The sequence below is a fragment of the Streptomyces aureus genome, assembly GCF_000725495.1.
GTDB lineage: Bacteria > Actinomycetota > Actinomycetes > Streptomycetales > Streptomycetaceae > Streptomyces > Streptomyces aureus_B.
In genome coordinates this window covers 97573-113793 of record NZ_JNZD01000030.1, presented here as the reverse complement: position 1 = coordinate 113793, position 16221 = coordinate 97573, and the positions used below count along the sequence as shown (strand labels likewise).

Genomic DNA, 16221 nt, shown 5'->3' with positions numbered 1-16221 from the left:
CGCACGGGACCGTTCGCAGGGCGCGGGCCCCGGGGCGCGGTGGTCGCGGCATGACGACGCAGACCTTCGACGGCGATCCCTTCGTCCACCCCGCGCTCATCTACTGCGACGACCACGAGTACGTGCAACGCACGACGCGCTTCGTCTCCGAGGGCGTGGCCGCGGGCGAGCCGGTGGCCGTCGCCGTTCCCGCCGCCCGCCTCGAACTCATCCGGGACGCGCTGGGGCCGGTCGGTGCCGAGGTCCGCTGGATCGACATGGGCCTGGCCGGCCGGAACCCGGGCCGGATCATCCCCTCCGTCCTGCGGGCGTTCACCGACGCCCACGAAGGGGTCCGCGTCCGCATCATCGGCGAACCCGTCTGGCACGGCCGCACCGCGGCCGAGTACCCGGCCTGCGTCCAGCACGAAGCCCTGATCAACCGGGCGTTCGCGGGACGGGACGTGACGATCCTGTGCCCGTACGACGCGCGCTCCCTTCCCCAGGGGGTCATCGCCGACGCCCACGCCACGCACCCCGTCGTGATCAGCGCGGGCCGCCGGAGCGCCAGTCTCTTCTACGACCCGGACGCGGTCCTGGCCCGGTTCAACCGGCCGCTGCCCCACCCCCCGGGCGCGGCGACGCTCCGGTTCGACGCGGAACTGCTCCCGGCGGCGCGCGACTTCGCGCTGGCCGAGGCCCGGGACCGGGGGATGAGCGCGCTCCGGCTGCAGGACCTGAACCTGGTCGTCGCGGAGCTGACGACCAACAGCGTGGTGCACGGGGGTGGTTCGGGCACCGTGAGGATCTGGGCCGAGAGCGAGCAGATCGTGTGCGAGGCGCAGGACACGGGCCTGCTGAGCGATCCGCTGGCCGGCCGGCACCCGGTCCGCCCCGACCAGATCGGCGGACGGGGCCTGTTCCTCGTGCACTTCCTCTCGGACCTCGTGCGGGTGCACACCGACGGGACCGGCACGACGGTGCGCAGCTACCTCGCCCGCGCCTGAGCGATCCGGCCGAGGCGGGGCGCCGCCTGTGAACCGGTCGTCGTACCGGTCGCGGCACCGGTCTCGCCACCGTTCGTGGCGCGGGAATCCGGCAGGGGAATCGGAGCCGTCCTGAGGCCACATTGGGCCACATAGGTTGTCTGGGGCGGCTGTTGTGAATGAATCCGTGCGAACCGGGGCACAGGGACGAAAACTCGAGAGAGGAGCACTCGCCGTGCTCGTGCCCGACCCCAAGGTTGTCCGGAGGCTGCTGACGCGTTACGCGGCCCTGAAGATCGCGTACGCCGAGAAGGAGACGCCGGAGACGGCCCGCAGTCTGGAGGACGTCACCTACACGTTGTGCGTGATGACGGGAACGACCGGTGTGCGCGACGCCGTGGCCGCCGCCGACGCGCTGCTCGTGGCCGCGGAGCAGCGGCGGGACGCGCGGCAGGCCGCGTCGCTGGCGGGCGGGACCGCCCCGGCGCCCTCGCCGAAGGCGGTGTCCGCCGCGGCTCCCCGGCTCGCTCAGCCGGGCACCGAGGTGCGGACGCTGCACAGCCGGGGTCTCGGCGTTCCGGGGCCGCTCCGCTGAGCGCCGCGGGCGTGGGCCCGGGGGTGCCGACCGGTCCGGGCGGCACCCCGTACGCACACCGGGCGCCGGCCGCGTGTCATTCGCCCCGGTGCCGCCAGTACCAGACGAGGCCCGCGACGAGGGCGCCCAGGAAGACCAGGGGCAGGATCAGTCCGGGGACGCGGGCCGCCGTCATGACGGGACTCCCCGTGGAGAACAGGCCTTCGGGGTAAAGGTGTTGAGCATCGCCCTACCGCTTTCGACGTGCTGCCGGCCGCTTGGGCGCACGTCGGCCGAACCCGTCCCGACGGCGCCCGTGCCCGGATGGTGAGGGCTCCATGATGACGGGTTCCTGTCCTTCGAACGGCTGAACTACCTAGTCGACTCCCGCTCGTTGTCCTGCTGTGAGCATCGTCGAGGCGGAGATGAGGAATCGATGAGCCGACACAGCAAAGGCCGCAGGCACCGCAAGGTGAACATGACGCCCCGTCCGGCCGGACCGAGGAGATCGCCGCACGAGGCCCGGGAGCAGGCGGGCGCGCTCGCCGCGCCGCCGGCCGGGGCCAGGCCCCCCATTCCCGGGCAGGACACGGACGGCGAGAGGGCCGAGGCCGTGTCGAGGACGGTCAGCCGGAGCGGGTTGAGCCGTCATGCCGTGCGGACGTGGGAACGGCTGGCGGAAGCGGGCGCCGACGGGGTCGAGGTGGACGAACTCACCGAGGCCGTGGGCTTCACGCGTTCCACCGTCCTCGGGCATCTGAAGGGCCTGGCCGGACTGGGACTGGCCGAGGACCACGAGAGCGTGTGGCGGGCGACGGCGGGCCCGGCGGAGACGGAGGCGGCCGAGCGGGCCTCGGCCGTGAGCATCTCCTAGGCCTCCTGGGCCTCCTGGGCCTCCTGGCCCCCTGGGCCGATCCGCGGGGCCGGATCGAGGCGGCGCTCGCCGGGCGAACACCCGGGCCGAGCGCCGCCGGCGTTTCCGGCCGGCCGCGCGGGCGCCGGCAGCGCGGGCGCGAGCCGCCCGGGAGCACCGGTCGGTCGCCCCGTCGGGTGCCGTCCGGAGGGCACTGATCTGGCGGCCACTGATCGACCGCTCCGGTGAGGACCGCCGGGGGAGTACCGCTCAACCACCCCGGTGCGAGCCCGTGTTCCCCGTCACCGCCTGCGGGGCGGGCCGGGGCGAGCCCGCCGGGAGTGCGCCTCCCGGAGCGCCCCGGCGGTTCCGGGCGAGGGACTCCCGGGCGGCCTCGCGCGGATGGCGGCGCTTCCAGTACGGATTGTCGTGCGACAGCTTGCTCGACACGCGCCCGTACATCCCGAACGTCAGGATCACCAGCCCCATCACGAAGCTGAAGACGACGTTCGTCATGCCGAAACCGAGGACGTTGGCGGGCCGGTCCAGGATGAAGATGTGGACGAATCCGCTGAGCAGGAACAGCGTGCCCACCGCCATGTTGAGCGTGGAGGCCACGTTCCCGCCGACGACGGCACCCGCGATCAGGACCAGGCCCACGACGACCGAGATCAGGCTGAGGGCCCCGTTCGTGGACATGCCCGCGATGCTGTCCCCGTCCGTGTCGAACGGACTGAGCTCGTCCGCGAAGCCGAGGGCGCCGAAGACGAGCAGGACCACCCCGCAGAACGCGGAACCCCAGCGGTAGACGGCGGCCAGATGGTGGTCGAGGGGGAGTTCGTCCTGCAGCTTCATCGCCCGTCCCTTCGTGCACCGGGGAGCACGGTCACGATGTGCCCCTCATGTCCCTTTCGTCCTCCTCTTCCGTCGAAGGGTGCCCGGCGGTTGCACCCCTTCCGCCGGGCGCGGACCCGGCGGAACCGTCGCGCGGACCGGTGTCGAACCGCGGTCCCGGGGCAACCGGACCCCATCGTCCGGTCACCGGACCTTCACGAAGGAGTCATCATGCTCGGCATCGCTGCCGCCGTCCTGCTGTTCATCGCGTTCCTGATCAACGCGGGTGACGTCGCGACCAACCACGTCTTCACGTCCACCAACGTCATGCTGATAGGGCTCGCCCTGCTCGCCCTGCACCTCTCGGGGGTCGGCGGTGGCTGGACGACGCGCCGCCGCCGCTGACCGGTGCCGTCCGCCGGAACGGTCCCCTTTCGTGCGACTTCGCCCGGGCGACTTGCCTTGGCGGGGTCCGCCAGGAGATGGTTGTCGGACGGAAACAGTCTGTCGTCCGGAAAGGTGGTGGGCCCGCGGAGCGGGCCCGTGCTCGTGGATATCTCCCAGCAACCTTCCGCCGGCCCCCGTGGCGCCGGGGCGGGCGCCACATGGGGGTCCGCCCCCTGCCCCGTGGTGGTCGCCGACCCGTCCGGAGGCGTGGTCGGCACCAACGCCGCCGCGGCCGTGCTCTTCCCGGACGCGACCGCCGGCACGTGGCTGCGGGACGTGGTCCCCGCCTGGATCGCCGACGCCCACGCACGGCTGCGCGGCATCGTCCCCGCCCCCCGGACCGCCGGCCCCGGCCCCGGCACGATCGTCCACGGTACGGTCGGCGACCGTACCTTCGAGGCGCACCCGACCCCCACCGGCGACGGCGACGTCATGTGGTGGCTGCTCGACGACACCGACCGGCGCCTCGCGGAGGACGCCCTCAGGACCGAACGCGAACGCGCCGCCTTCCTGGCCGGCGCGTCCAGCGCGCTGCTGTCGTCGCTGAACCTCGAACGCTGCATGGAGGTCACGGCGGAGCTCGCCGCGCAGCACCTCGCCGACGCCGCCGTCATCGTCGCCCCTCCGCGCGGCCGGAAGGTCCGGCTGACGTTCTGCGGGCCCGACGGCGAGGTCGTGCACCGGACGGTCCAGGACGACGTACGGCACCTGCCGGGGCTCGCCGAGGCGCTGCGCGGATTCCCGCCCGTACCGTCCCGCTGGATCGATCCGGCCGCCGTTCCCGCATGGGCCGTGCCCGAGGGGTTCACCGGACCGGTCGGATCGGCGGTCGTGACCCCGCTGCCCGGCCACGGCGTGCCCGCGGGCGCCCTGATCCTGCTCCGGTCCGGCCGCCACACCGCCTTCACCGAGAGCGAGGAGATCTTCGCCCGGCTGTTCGCCTCGCGCGCCGGAGCCGCCATGTCCGCGGCCCGGATGTACGCCGAACAGGCCGCCATCACCGCGACGCTGATGCGTGAGCTGCTGCCGCCCCGGCTGCACGCGGTGCACGGCGTCGAGTTCGCCGGACGGTACCGCCCGGCAGGCATGGCCGAACGCGTCGGCGGGGATTTCTACGACGTCCACCCCGCGGCGGAGGAGGGACAGGAGACCCTCGTCGTCCTCGGCGACGTCTGCGGCAAGGGACTCGAGGCCGCCGTGCTCACCGGCAAGATCCGCAACACGGTGCAGGCGCTCCTGCCGCTCGCCGAGGACCACCAGCGGTTGCTCGGACTGCTCAACGGCGCGCTGATGAACTCCCACCACACCCGCTTCGCCACGCTCGCCATGGCCTCCGTCGTACGCCGCGCGGGCGTCGTCCGGCTGCGGGTCACCAGCGCGGGACACCCCGCGCCCCTGATCGTGCGGGCCGACGGCACCGTCGAACAGGCCCGGACCCGCGGCACGCTCATCGGCGCCTTCTGGGACGTCAGTTCCACCACCGCCCAGGTCGAACTCGCGCCGGGCGAGACCTGTCTCTTCTTCACCGACGGCATCACCGAGGCCAGGGGAGGACCGCTCGGGGACGAGTACTTCGGCCTGCCGCGCCTGGAGTCGGCGCTCGCGCGATGCGCGGGCATGCCCGCCGAGGCCGTCGTGGAGCACGTCCAGATGCTCGCCGCGCAGTGGGTCGGACGCGGCGGCCACGACGACATGGCCACGGTCGCGGTCACCGCTCCGCATCACGCGCACCTGAGCGCGGTGAACGGCCACACTCGGGGCAGGTACACAGCATGACCCCACCCGCGAAGTCCCCCGGCGCCGTGGCGCTCGGTCCCGCCCGGGACCTTCTGTGGTCGGCGGTGCGCGGGGGCGACGAGCACCGGGCCGCGACGATCGTCGTCGACGCGCTGGAGACGACGGCCGACGCCGAGACCGTCCTGCTCGACCTGATCGCGCCGGTGCAGGCGAAGGTCGGCGCCGAGTGGGCCGCCAACCGGCTCACCGTCGCGCAGGAGCACACCGCCACCGCCATCCACGAACGGGTCATCGCCGTCCTCGCCCACCGGCCCGAGTGCCGCGGCGGGACCCCGGACGGCCCCCGGGTCACGGTGGCCTGCGTCGACGGCGAATGGCACGCGCTGCCGGCCAGGCTCCTCGCCGAGGTGCTGCGGCTGCGCGGATGGCGGGTGGACTTCCTCGGCTCCCACGTGCCCACGCCCCATCTGATCGCGCACCTCCACCAGACGGGACCGCGCGCGGTCGCGCTCTCCTCCTCGATCCCCACCCATCTGCCCACCGCCCACATGGCCGTCACGGCCTGTCAGGCGGCGGGCGTGCCCGTCATCGCGGGCGGCGCAGCCTTCGGACCCGACGGCCGCTACGCCCGCGCCCTGGGCGCCGACGGCTGGGCCCCCGACGCCCGGAGCGCCGCGGCCGTCCTCGCGCGGGGCCTCGACCGCCCCGGCCCCCCGGGCGTCGACCGGGGCCTGGACGACCTGCCGCACCTGGCCGACCAGGAGTACACGATCGTCGCAGCGACGACGCACCAGCTCGTCAAGCAGACGCTGGCGGACCTCGAGGACCGGTTCGAGCCGCTGCGCGGTTACACCGAACGGCAGCGCCGGCACACCGCCGAGGACCTCGCCCACATCGTCGAGTACCTGGCGACCTCGCTGTACGTCGCGGACGAGGACCTGTTCACGCGGTTCATCCTGTGGACCGCGGACATCCTCACCGCCCGCGGAGTCCCCGCCCGCGGTCTGGACCCCGCGCTGGACCTGCTGGCCCTGCAACTCAAGGACTTCCCGCGCGCCTGCCACACCCTGGCCCGCGCGCGGGAGGCGCTCGGACACCGAACGCCGCCCCCCAAGACCCCCGGCCCCGGAAAGCCCGCATGACCACTTCGCATCCCCCCGCCTTCACCCTGACCGTCGACGTCCAGCCCGGAACCGTCGTCGTCCACGTCGCCGGAGACCTCGACCACGAGACGTGCGACGAGCTGACGAAGGCCGTCGACCGGAACCTCGCCGGCCTCCGCGGTCCTGAGGGACAGCCGCTCGAACTGCGCCTGGACTTCGCCGGTCTCGACAGCATCGACTCCATGGGCCTGGCCGCCCTGCTGATGGTCAGGCGCCGCACGGACGCCATGGGTGTCCGCCTGCACCTCGACCGGCGCACCCGCGGCCTGGACCGGCTGCTGGAGATCACGGGAACGCTGGAGCACCTCACCGCGCCCCGGGACGAGAACGGCGGCGCGTACGGTCCCGAGGCCGGCCGGGCCGGCGCCGGGCCCGGTGGTCCACCCGGGTGAACGGGGTCCCGGCGGCGTGGATCATTCCGCCGGAATCCGTCGAATGCCCGCCGGACAGCAGGGTATTGGGGGTCTGTGAGAGACGGCGAGCCGACGGAGGAACACATGACCATCGACAGAATCTGGTCCTACGCACCGCAGTTCGACCACCCCGAGGCGCACGAGCTGGCCGGCTACAGCGTCGAGGCCACCGACGGGACCATAGGGCATGTCGACCGGCAGGCCGACGACTCGGGCATGCGCCATCTGGTCGTCGACACCGGTATCTGGGTGTTCGGCAAGAGCGTCCTGGTTCCCGTGGGCGTCGTAGCCGGGATCGACACCGCGGGCCAGAAGATCACCGTCGCCTGCACCCGCGACGAGATCAAGTCGGCGCCCGTATTCCGGACCGACCGGGAGACCTCCGACCCGGCCTACCTGACCAGCGTCGGGTCCTACTACCGGAGCCTGCCCCCGAGGCAGCCCGCGTGAGGCGCCGAAGACCGGCCCACGCCAGTGGTGTCCGGCGGCCGGCCGCCGCACCCCGACCATCAGGCTCCGTGACGGGAGCGCACGAGAAAGAGTGTCCACATGTCCGACGGGGCCGAAGCCACCGTGACCCGAGGGACGGCGCGGGACGCCCTCGTCGTCCGCGTGGGCGGCGACATCGACCACGCGAGCGCGTTCCGGCTGGAGGAGGCCCTGAGCCTGGCGCACCGGACGGGCCCGGAACGCACCGTGGTCGATCTGTCGGCGACCGACTTCGCCGACTCCTCGATCCTGCACGTCCTGCTCGAGGCGCAGCGCGCGCACCGGGCCCGCGGCACGCTCATGGTGGTCTGCGGGCCGTTCAGCGACATCGTTCGGAGGCTGTTCGACGTGACAGGGACCGAGGGCTTCTTCGTCCTCGCGGACAGTGTCGGGGCGGCACTGGAACTCCCGGACCCGGCGACCGGACGATGAACCCGGCCAACAGCACCCCCGCCGCCGACCGCGGTCCGGGAACAGGTGCCGCGGTCACGAGCGCCGCGGCCGCACGCGACCACGTCCGGGCGCTGCTGCGCGCTCACGGCCGGACCGGCGGGCCGAACCCGGACGCGGTCATCGACCTGCTGCTCGTCGTCTCGGAACTCGTCACCAACGCCATCCGGCACGGCGACGGGCTCGCCGGATTCGACGCGACGCTGACCGACGCCGGCGTGCGCCTCGCCGTCCGCGACCACAGCGACGCCCTCCCCGCCCGGACCCACACCACCGGAGGGATACCGGGCACGCACCGCACCAACGGATACGGCTGGCCCCTGATCGTCCGTCTCTGCGACTCGGTCGTCGTCGAACCCCGCCCCGGCGGCGGCAAGACGATCCGGGTGTTCGTCCCCCTCGCCTGAACCGTGCCCCACCCCTCTCCGCCGTGCACAAGCGTCCCGTACGGCCGTGACCTCCCCGGTCGGCAGGCGTAGGGGCCATCGGGCGTGGAAGAAGAGCCTCGACCGGCACCGCCGGACAGCGGACCGGGAACGCCGGGGGGACCGGCGCGGAGAGGTGAGGCATGAACAGACGAATCGACGCGAGGTTCCCGCTGCCGTGGGGCATCGCCGGCCCGCGCCGAGCCGAACCCGGGTACGGGCCGGCACCCACCGGAGCGCACGACTCCAGCGGAGCCCGGAACTCTGCCGAGGCACGGAACTCCGCCGAGCCACGGGACGCCACCGCGGCGGTGCCCCCCGCCGGACCGGGGCCGGACGGGGCCGTCGGGGCCTTCCGGCCGGCCCGGCCCGGTCGCCGGTACGGACCGCGGGGGTCCGCCCACTGGTGGCCCGCACTGCGCCGCACCCCGGTGTCGATGTGGAACGACGACGTGTCCGACTGGGCGGCCGCCCTGACGTACTACGCGATCCTGGCGGTCCTGCCCGCCCTGCTCGTCATGGTCGTCGCGTTCGGCCTGATCAGTCCGGACACCGCCGAGAAGCTCGTCGCGCACGTCACCGCGTACGCGCCCGCGCAGTCCGGGGCCGAACTGCACCAGGCGCTGGGGGAGATGCTGCGCCGGCGCTCCGCCGCCTGGACGCTGCTGATCACCGGGGCGGCGAGCGCGCTGTGGTCCGCGTCGAGCTACCTCGCGGTGTTCCGCCGTGCGCTGCACCGCATGCACGACACGGCGGACCACCGCTCGGCCTGGCGCACCGCGCACCGGCTGGTGCTGACCGCGCTGGCGCTGCTCGGACTGCTCGTCGTGAGCGCGCTCGTCCTGCTGCTGACCGGCACCGTGGCCGAGGCCGCCGGCCGCGTCGTCGGGGTGGACGGCCAAGTCGCCCTGGCCTGGAACCTGCTGCGCTGGCCCGTGCTGATGTGCCTGGTGGCCCTGCTCGTGCTGGTGGTCTTCCACACGGGGCCGCCGTCCGCCCGGCGTCGCCGGCACAGCCTGCCCGGCGGCGTCCTGGCCTCCTTCCTCTGGCTGGCCGTGTCGGCCGGATTCGCCCTGTACGCCTCCGTCATCGGCGCCTACAGCCGGCTGTACGGCTCGCTCGCGGGCCTCGTCGTCTTCCTGGTGTGGCTGTGGCTGTCGAACCTCGCACTGCTGGCCGGCGCGCAGTTCACGGCCGAGCTGAACCGGGCCGCCGAGCCGGTGGACCGCCCGGTTCCGTGAGGTTCGCAGGTTTGTTCCGGCCGGGACGGCGCACACGGACTGAGGAACACCTCGTGTACGGACGGACGACGGAGGAACCGTGGGCATCATCGCTTGGATTCTGATAGGTCTGCTGGCCGGCGCCATCGCCAAGCTGCTTCTGCCCGGCAAGGACCCGGGCGGCATCATCGTCACCATGCTGATCGGCGTCGCCGGCGGCCTGCTGGGCGGCTGGCTGGGCAAGGTCCTCTTCGGCGTCGACTCGATCGACGGGTTCTTCGACCTGTCGACCTGGATCGCCGCCATCGCGGGATCGCTGATTCTCCTGGTCCTGTACCGGGTGCTGACGGGCAACAGCCGCTCGCACCGCCACGCGTGACGGGCCGGGGCCCGCACGACGCGTCACGACGTACGGCCTGGGGCCGGCGACCGGAAGCATCCGGTGCCGGTCCCAGGCCGTACGTCGTCGGTGTTTCCTCCGTCCGGGGGCGGCGCGGCCCGGGGAGCGCGCCGGGTGTCCCGTGCCGCCTTCCCCGGTGCCGGGCCTCCTGCCATGATCACCGAAGAACGCGCAGGCCCGCCCGGTCACGAGCCCTGTTCCGGGCCGGCCGGCCGGACCGCGCCGCCGCCAGTGAGGAGCCCCAGTGACGTACGACGTCGGCGCGCTGCGTGCCGAGATCCCCGCCCTGCAGTCCGGTGTCGCCCACTTCGACGGGCCCGGTGGCACCCAGACCCCGGCCCGGGTGGCCGCGGCGATCGCGGACGCGCTGACCGGCCCGCTGTCGATCCGGGGGCGGCTGACGCCGGGGGAGGTGAACGCGGAGAACCTCGTCCAGGGCTTCCGGCGGGCGGTGGCCGACCTGGTGGGCGGCGACCCCTCGGGAGTCGTCTTCGGCCGCAGCGCCACCCAGCTCACGTACGACGTCGCCCGCACCCTCGCGAAGGACTGGTCCCCCGGTGACGAGGTCGTCGTCAGCCGTCTCGACCACGACGCGAACATCCGGCCCTGGATCCAGGCGGCGGAGCGGGCCGGCGCCCGGGTGCGCTGGGCGGACTTCGACCCGCAGACGGGTGAGCTCCCGCCCTCGGCGGTCGGCGACCTGCTGACCGACCGCACCCGGCTGGTCGCGGTCACCGCCGCCTCGAACCTGCTCGGCACCGTTCCCGACGTCGCCGGGATCGCCCGCCTGGTCCACCGGCACCCCGGGGCGCTGCTGCACGTGGACGGCGTGCACTACGCGGCCCACGCCTTCGTGGACCAGCCGGGGCTCGGCGCCGACCTCTTCGTGTGCTCGCCGTACAAGTTCCTCGGCCCGCACCACGGCGTTCTCACCGCCTCCCCGGAGCTGTTGGAGCGGCTGCGCCCGGACAAGCTGCTGCCGTCCGCCGACACCGTTCCGGAGCGCTTCGAACTCGGCACGCTGCCGTACGAGTCGCTCGCCGGGACCATCGCCGCGATCGACGTCCTCGCGGGGCTCGCCGGGCTCGCGGGCGATGGTCCCGGCGGACGCAGGGACCGGCTGCGGACGGCGTTCGCGGCGATCGAGCGCCACGAGGGGGCGCTGCGGGAGCGGTTGGAGGCGGGCCTCGCCGGACTGCCCGGTGTCACGCAGCGTTCCCGGGCGACGGAGCGCACGCCCACGCTGCTGCTGACGTTCGACGGCCGGACGTCCGCCGACGCCTCGGTGTTCCTCGCGGCCCGGGGCGTGCACGCGCCCGCCGGTTCGTTCTACGCGGTGGAGGCGTCCCGGCACCTCGGCCTCGGCGACACCGGCGGCCTGCGGGTCGGGCTCTCGCCCTACAACGACGAGAACGACGTGGACCGGCTGCTGGAGGGACTCGAGGCCTTCCTGCGGTCGTAGGAGCGGGGCGGGTTCCGGCGGCCGGGCGGGACTTGGGGGGGCCGGGACGCACCTGGCGTCCGGCCGGATCTCCCGGCGCGCGGCGAGCCGTGCGGATGTGCCGTCGGTCGCGCCCGCGTGCCTCCGGTCCTTGTGACGCGCGGCCGGTCCGGTCCACGTGCCGCGGCTGCCTGAGAGGGGCGGGCGGTCTTCGCGACGAGGCGCGGCCGGTGGGCCTGATGTGCCGTGGGTCGCCCGACATGCCGCCGGTGGCGTTCGGCATCCGCGCCGTTGACGCCCGGTCAGGGGCCCGTCGGAGCGGGCGTGTCGGCCGCCGGGTCCCCGGGCGCGGTGATCAGGTGAAGTGCCTCGGCGAGATGGCGGGGGCGCAGCAGCCCGGGGACGGGCTCGGTGCCCCAGCCGGGGCCGCCCAGCAGGACCCGGCTCCGGGTGCGGGCTCCCTTCACTCCCCGACGCGTTCCTGCGATGTGCCGGGCGAGCGGGAGGTTCGCCGAGGTCCACGTCTGGGACCACAGGACCACCGCCGGGGGGCCGACGCGCCGCACCGCGGCGGTGAGCGCCTCGGGCGGGACGGACGCCCCGAGCATCAGCACCGGCACCCGCCGTTCCGCGAGCGCCGCGTTGAGCGCCTCCAGGGACAGGGTGTGCCGTTCGCCCGGAACGCAGGCCAGCAGCACCGGGGACACCGGCGAGGGCGGTTCGTGTCCGGCGGCGGACATGTACACGTGCAGCAGGGTGGCGGAGACGTGCCAGGACATGAGGTGCTCGACCTCGACGTGCCGGTCTCCCGAGGTCTCCCATCTGCGGCCCACGGCCCGCAGCGCCGGCACCATCACCTCCTCCCACGCCTTGGTCAGCCCATGGGCGCGGACCGCCGCCGCCAGCAGTTCCTGGACGGCGAGGGCGTCCAGCCGGACGGCGGCCCGGGCGAGGCCCCGGCACTCCCGGGCCACGTCTGCGGGCAGGGGCCCGAGGTCCGGCGAGGGCCCGGTCCTGGGTGATGGCCCGGCAGCCGGCGAGGGCGCGGCACCCGGCGTGGGCCCGGTCCCCGGCGATCCGCCCTGGCCCGGTTCCGTCGGGAGCACCCGCTCCGGGACCCGGACGTCGGCCCACGTACGCTCCGCGGTCCGGGGCCGGGAGGCGAGCGCCGGGGAAGCCGCGACCCGGCGGCCGGCCGCCTCCTTCGCGGCGCGGGCGGCCTCGGCGGGCGGCAGACCGGCGGCGGTGAGCCTGCACATCTCCTGGACCATGGCCACGTCTCCGGGGGACCAGCGCCGGTGCCGGCCGTCCGCGCGGACCGCGGGTCCCAGACCGTAGCGCCGGTCCCAGGAACGCAGCGTCGTGGGCGACACCCCGAGCCGGCGCGCCAGGAATCCGGTGGTGACTCCCACTTCCACGGTCCGCGTCTCCCCGCCGGCGCTCAGTTCCACGGCGCCGCTCCCGGGACGGGGTGCGTGATGGCGGCCGCGTCGCGCGTGCCGGAGACAGGGACCGATGCAGGGCTGGGGCCGAGCATGACGGGCCTCACCTCGATTCCCGAGCCGTCGTGCACCCGGCCGGTCCGCCGGGCTCACCCCTGCTTCGGCGCCGGACGGCCCCCCGGATGCAGCCCGCCCGATGCGCCTCGGGAACCCGCCCGCCGTCCCTCAGGAATCCCCGCGGGGACCGTCGAGCAGGCGGTGCAGGACCGTCTCGGGGTCGCTGAGGGACGAGACCAGCAGGGCCCGTTCGTAGCCGTCGTCGCCGAGGAGGGATCGGGCCGTGTCCTCGTAGCGTTCGCGGACCGGGCCCAGCTCGGGGGTGCCGCGCTGGGGATGGCCCACGGCGCTCCAGTACGTCTCCCCGGCGCCGTACGCGGCGACCGCCCGTTCGCCCGCCCCCTGCGCGGCCAGGGCCGAGGCCAGCAGATCGAGACCGAGCGCGATGCCGAAGCTGTCCCCGATGTGCCGCTTGCCGTCCAGCATCGACAGGGCGTGGGCGGTGGCGTCCTCGGCCCGGTCCTCGAAGAGGGCGATGAGCGCCAGCTGGTAGTCGGTGTACGAGCGGGTCCACCACTCGCCCCGCGCGACACAGCCCCGCCGCAGCTCCTCCGCCTCCCGGCGTGCCGTCTCCAGGAGTCCCTCCCCGGTCAGGGAGAACACCCGGACCAGATGGCACAGGACGTGCCCCGCGGAGGTGAACGCCGAGCCGCCCGCTCGCCGCAGAGCGGCCTCGACCTCGTTCCGGGCGGCCATGGGCCGGCCCTGCAGCAGATGGGTCAGGCCCAGGAGATAGGCGGCGTGCAGCGTTCCCTGGGCGTCGTCCTGGACGTCGGCGCGGTCGCGGCAGAACGCGGCCAGCCGGCCCGCGTGTTCGTGTTCGCCGCGCAGGACCCGGGTGATGCCCAGCGCCCACAGGGCCCGCGTCCTGACCGGGCCGGCCGCGGCGGACAGCGCCAGCGAGTCCTCCAGGTAGTCCGCGGCCTCCCGCAGATGTCCGCGGCAGCTCCACGGGAAGGCGAGCAGACCGATCAACTCGACGGCGGAGTCCGGCCGTTCGGAGAGCAGATGGTCGAGCGCCGCGCACAGGTCGGCGTGCGCCGAGCCGAGCCGCTCGTACCACGCTGCCTGCCGCTCGCCGAGCCAGCCGCGGTCGGCGTCGCGGGCCACCTCCACGAAGTGCGCCGCGTGCCGGTCCGCGAGCGCCCGGCCCTCGCCCACCTGCTCGAGCCACATGCGGCCGTACTCCCGGACGGTGTCGAGCATCCGATACCCGGAGCCGTCGCGCGAGAGCACCGACTTCCTCGACAGCCCCTCCAGGGTCCCCGGGACCTCGTCCGCGGGCAGCGGACCCCCGGCGCACACGACGCGCACGGTGTCCGCGTCCACCGGCTCCCGGAACACCGACATCCGAGCCCACAAGAGGCGTTCGGCGGGCGCGCACAGCTCGTGGCTCCAGCCGATCGTGGTGCGGACCGCCCGGTGGCGCGGCGGACCGGGGGGACTGCCCTCCGCACTGATGTCCAGACGGGGGCCGAGTTCCAGCTCGGCCTCCTCGACCGTGCGGTGCGCCAGCTGTCCCGCGATCAGCTCCACCGCCAGCGGCATGCCTTCGAGCCGCGCGCACAGACGCGCCACGGCGACCAGGTCCGCGGGGGAGGACACCGGGGTGCCCCCCGCGGCCGCGCGCAGCCGGAACATCTCCACGGCGTCCGTGGCGGCCGGCAACGGCTCCACGGCGATCACGTGTTCACCGGATACGCCGAGCGCCTCCCGGCTCGTCACGAGGACGGTCAGGCGCGGGCAGGCCGAGGTGAGCCGGGCGACGAGCCGGCGGCAGGGGGCGACCAGATGCTCGCAGGAGTCCAGGATCAGCAGGGCGTCCCGGTCGGCCAGCCAGTCGGTCAGCGAGTCCAGCGCCTGGTGCGTGGTGTGGTCCGCGAAGTCGACCGCGTCGGCCACGGAGGCGACGAGCAGCCGGTCGTCCGGCAGCGGCCACAGGTCGGCCCACGCCACGCCCCGCTCTTGCGCGCGCAGGACCCGGTCCGCCGCCTCCAGCGCCAGCCGGCTCTTGCCCACACCGCCGGCCCCGGTCAGGGTGACGACTCGCTCCTCGGTCAACGCGTCGTCCAGATGGGCGAGTTCGCCCTGGCGTCCGACGAAACCGGGAGGAACGTTCGGCAGGTTTCTCAGCACACGCACAGTCTTTCGGGCCGGGGCCCCGCTGTGTGCCGACTTCGCCCGATCGGTACCGGGTTCGTGAGCCGGTGAGGGAGGGGCGCCCCGTACGAGGAACGGTGCCCGAGGTGGTCAGGCGACCGCCTGGACCGTGCGCGCCCGCTGCGGCGCCATCGCCCAGCGCACGGCGGAGGTGAAGGCGCACCCCAGCGGCCTCACGCACACGCTGTCCACCAACGGCAGCCGGGGCAGCCGCAGTTCGGCCGCGGCCCAGGAGGGCAGCAGGGACACGGCGTTCGCGGCGAGCACCCCGTACGGCAGCCGGGCGACGAGCGGCACCGGCGGGTTCAGCAGCAGGAACCGGGCCGCTGCGCGCGCCTCCGGTGACGTGCGGACCTCGCCGCGGTAGGAGTTCAGCCGCGCCGCGAGTTCGGCGCGGTTCGTGGGCGGGTCCAGGACGCCCAGCGCGGTGGCGACGCGGGCCGTGTCCGCCACGTAGCCGTCGTATTCCGCCGCGGACAGCGGCCGCGCGCCGTACCGCCGGTGCGCGCGTAGGAAGCTGTCGACCTCCGCGACGTGGACCCAGCCGAGGAGATGCGGGTCCGCCGCGTGGTACGGGACCCCCTCGGAGGTGACGCCCCGCACCCGTTCGTGGACGGACCGGACCCGGTCGCAGGCGTCCTCGGCGCTGTCGGCCGTCCCGTACGTCGTCACGGCGAGGAACGTGCTCGTGCGCTGGAGCCGGCCCCAGGGGTCCCCGCGGAAGCCGGAGTGCGCGGAGACGGCGGCCATGGCGAGCGGGTGCAGCGACTGGAGCAGCAGCGCGGAGAGGCCGCCGATGAACATCGACGCGTCCCCGTGCACGGTGCGGATGGGGCGGTCCGGGCCGAACCAGCGGGGTCCGGGCGTGCCGTGGATACGGGCGCGGTTCTCCGGCCCGTCCGGGCCCGCGACCCGGCTGAACAGGGCGCTGCCCAGCCGTTCCCGTACCCCGCCGCCGTCCGCTCCGGTCCGTCTCATGGGGCGCCGGTCTCCCTTCGCGTCGTGTCCCGCCGGGTCCGGGCCCGTTCCCGGACCGCGTGCCCGGGGCCGCGATCCGGCCCGTGACCGGGAGGTGCGGGCCCGCACGGACC

The 16221-nt window shown here is 74.3% G+C and carries 17 protein-coding genes; 13 read left to right on the top strand and 4 right to left on the bottom strand.

The features are described 5' to 3' along the window. Positions 1 to 50: 50 nt before the first annotated feature. The 3 genes from IO36_RS30515 to IO36_RS47125 all read left to right on the top strand — a co-directional run bounded on the left by IO36_RS30515 (position 51) and on the right by IO36_RS47125 (position 2413). Complete coding sequence (locus tag IO36_RS30515; protein WP_037624369.1) at positions 51 to 986, top strand: sensor histidine kinase; 936 nt, start codon at positions 51 to 53, stop codon at positions 984 to 986. 214 nt (positions 987 to 1200) lie between these two features. After that, positions 1201 to 1560, top strand: a complete 360-nt coding sequence (locus IO36_RS49445) for a DUF5133 domain-containing protein (protein ID WP_078943536.1) — start codon at positions 1201 to 1203, stop codon at positions 1558 to 1560. A 415-nt stretch (positions 1561 to 1975) separates the two neighbouring features. Beyond that, positions 1976 to 2413 carry a hypothetical protein gene (locus IO36_RS47125; RefSeq protein WP_078943535.1) on the top strand — a complete coding sequence of 146 codons (438 nt, stop codon included), beginning with the start codon at positions 1976 to 1978 and terminating at the stop codon, positions 2411 to 2413. 249 nt (positions 2414 to 2662) lie between these two features. Here the strand turns inward: IO36_RS47125 and IO36_RS30500 are convergent, their stop codons facing one another. Beyond that, the gene (locus tag IO36_RS30500) at positions 2663 to 3247 is read right to left on the bottom strand and encodes a DUF4383 domain-containing protein (protein ID WP_037624368.1); all 585 of its coding nucleotides are present in this window, start codon (positions 3245 to 3247) and stop codon (positions 2663 to 2665) included. Between the two features lie 210 nt (positions 3248 to 3457). On the opposite strand from IO36_RS30500, the gene IO36_RS47500 reads away from it, so the two are divergent. From IO36_RS47500 to IO36_RS30455, 10 genes are all read left to right on the top strand, one after another. After that, complete coding sequence (locus IO36_RS47500) at positions 3458 to 3631, top strand: hypothetical protein (protein ID WP_167347428.1); 174 nt, start codon at positions 3458 to 3460, stop codon at positions 3629 to 3631. Positions 3632 to 3775: 144 nt separating this feature from the next. Then, the gene (locus tag IO36_RS30495; RefSeq protein WP_078943550.1) at positions 3776 to 5449 is read left to right on the top strand and encodes a PP2C family protein-serine/threonine phosphatase; all 1674 of its coding nucleotides are present in this window, start codon (positions 3776 to 3778) and stop codon (positions 5447 to 5449) included. Then, complete coding sequence (locus IO36_RS30490) at positions 5446 to 6552, top strand: cobalamin B12-binding domain-containing protein (protein WP_051901069.1); 1107 nt, start codon at positions 5446 to 5448, stop codon at positions 6550 to 6552. Before IO36_RS30495 ends, IO36_RS30490 begins: the two co-directional genes overlap by 4 nt. Further along, complete coding sequence (locus IO36_RS30485) at positions 6549 to 6965, top strand: STAS domain-containing protein (protein ID WP_051901068.1); 417 nt, start codon at positions 6549 to 6551, stop codon at positions 6963 to 6965. The genes IO36_RS30490 and IO36_RS30485 overlap by 4 nt, the downstream gene beginning before the upstream one ends. A 105-nt stretch (positions 6966 to 7070) precedes the next feature. After that, positions 7071 to 7436 carry a PRC-barrel domain-containing protein gene (locus tag IO36_RS30480; RefSeq protein ID WP_037624366.1) on the top strand — a complete coding sequence of 122 codons (366 nt, stop codon included), beginning with the start codon at positions 7071 to 7073 and terminating at the stop codon, positions 7434 to 7436. 99 nt (positions 7437 to 7535) lie between these two features. Continuing rightward, complete coding sequence (locus tag IO36_RS30475) at positions 7536 to 7907, top strand: STAS domain-containing protein (RefSeq protein ID WP_037624365.1); 372 nt, start codon at positions 7536 to 7538, stop codon at positions 7905 to 7907. Beyond that, positions 7904 to 8332, top strand: coding sequence for an ATP-binding protein (locus IO36_RS30470; protein WP_037624364.1), 429 nt, complete (start codon positions 7904 to 7906; stop codon positions 8330 to 8332). Before IO36_RS30475 ends, IO36_RS30470 begins: the two co-directional genes overlap by 4 nt. Positions 8333 to 8493: 161 nt before the next feature. Continuing rightward, entirely contained in the window at positions 8494 to 9591 is a 1098-nt protein-coding gene (locus IO36_RS30465; RefSeq protein WP_078943534.1) for a YihY/virulence factor BrkB family protein, read from the top strand. Between the two features lie 79 nt (positions 9592 to 9670). After that, a complete protein-coding gene (locus tag IO36_RS30460; protein WP_037624363.1) occupies positions 9671 to 9949 on the top strand; it encodes a GlsB/YeaQ/YmgE family stress response membrane protein in 279 nt (92 codons plus the stop codon). A 265-nt stretch (positions 9950 to 10214) separates the two neighbouring features. Continuing rightward, entirely contained in the window at positions 10215 to 11432 is a 1218-nt protein-coding gene (locus tag IO36_RS30455) for a cysteine desulfurase-like protein (RefSeq protein WP_037624362.1), read from the top strand. 281 nt (positions 11433 to 11713) lie between these two features. Here the strand turns inward: IO36_RS30455 and IO36_RS30450 are convergent, their stop codons facing one another. The 3 genes from IO36_RS30450 to IO36_RS30440 all read right to left on the bottom strand — a co-directional run bounded on the left by IO36_RS30450 (position 11714) and on the right by IO36_RS30440 (position 16108). After that, positions 11714 to 12856 (bottom strand): MerR family transcriptional regulator, encoded by a 1143-nt coding sequence (locus IO36_RS30450; protein WP_037624469.1) that lies wholly within the window; start codon positions 12854 to 12856, stop codon positions 11714 to 11716. 222 nt (positions 12857 to 13078) lie between these two features. Then, entirely contained in the window at positions 13079 to 15106 is a 2028-nt protein-coding gene (locus tag IO36_RS30445; RefSeq protein ID WP_037624361.1) for an ATP-binding protein, read from the bottom strand. A 114-nt stretch (positions 15107 to 15220) separates the two neighbouring features. Next, a complete protein-coding gene (locus IO36_RS30440) occupies positions 15221 to 16108 on the bottom strand; it encodes an oxygenase MpaB family protein (protein WP_037624360.1) in 888 nt (295 codons plus the stop codon). Positions 16109 to 16221 lie beyond the last annotated feature (113 nt).

Coding starts and splice junctions, on each gene's coding strand:
- IO36_RS47500 (WP_167347428.1), top strand. CDS start 3,458: ATGCTCGGCATCGCTGCCGCCGTCCTGCTGTTCATCGCGTTCCTGATC.
- IO36_RS30440 (WP_037624360.1), bottom strand. CDS start 16,108: ATGAGACGGACCGGAGCGGACGGCGGCGGGGTACGGGAACGGCTGGGC.
- IO36_RS30475 (WP_037624365.1), top strand. CDS start 7,536: ATGTCCGACGGGGCCGAAGCCACCGTGACCCGAGGGACGGCGCGGGAC.
- IO36_RS30490 (WP_051901069.1), top strand. CDS start 5,446: ATGACCCCACCCGCGAAGTCCCCCGGCGCCGTGGCGCTCGGTCCCGCC.
- IO36_RS47125 (WP_078943535.1), top strand. CDS start 1,976: ATGAGCCGACACAGCAAAGGCCGCAGGCACCGCAAGGTGAACATGACG.
- IO36_RS30500 (WP_037624368.1), bottom strand. CDS start 3,247: ATGAAGCTGCAGGACGAACTCCCCCTCGACCACCATCTGGCCGCCGTC.
- IO36_RS30515 (WP_037624369.1), top strand. CDS start 51: ATGACGACGCAGACCTTCGACGGCGATCCCTTCGTCCACCCCGCGCTC.
- IO36_RS30470 (WP_037624364.1), top strand. CDS start 7,904: ATGAACCCGGCCAACAGCACCCCCGCCGCCGACCGCGGTCCGGGAACA.
- IO36_RS30485 (WP_051901068.1), top strand. CDS start 6,549: ATGACCACTTCGCATCCCCCCGCCTTCACCCTGACCGTCGACGTCCAG.
- IO36_RS30465 (WP_078943534.1), top strand. CDS start 8,494: ATGAACAGACGAATCGACGCGAGGTTCCCGCTGCCGTGGGGCATCGCC.
- IO36_RS30480 (WP_037624366.1), top strand. CDS start 7,071: ATGACCATCGACAGAATCTGGTCCTACGCACCGCAGTTCGACCACCCC.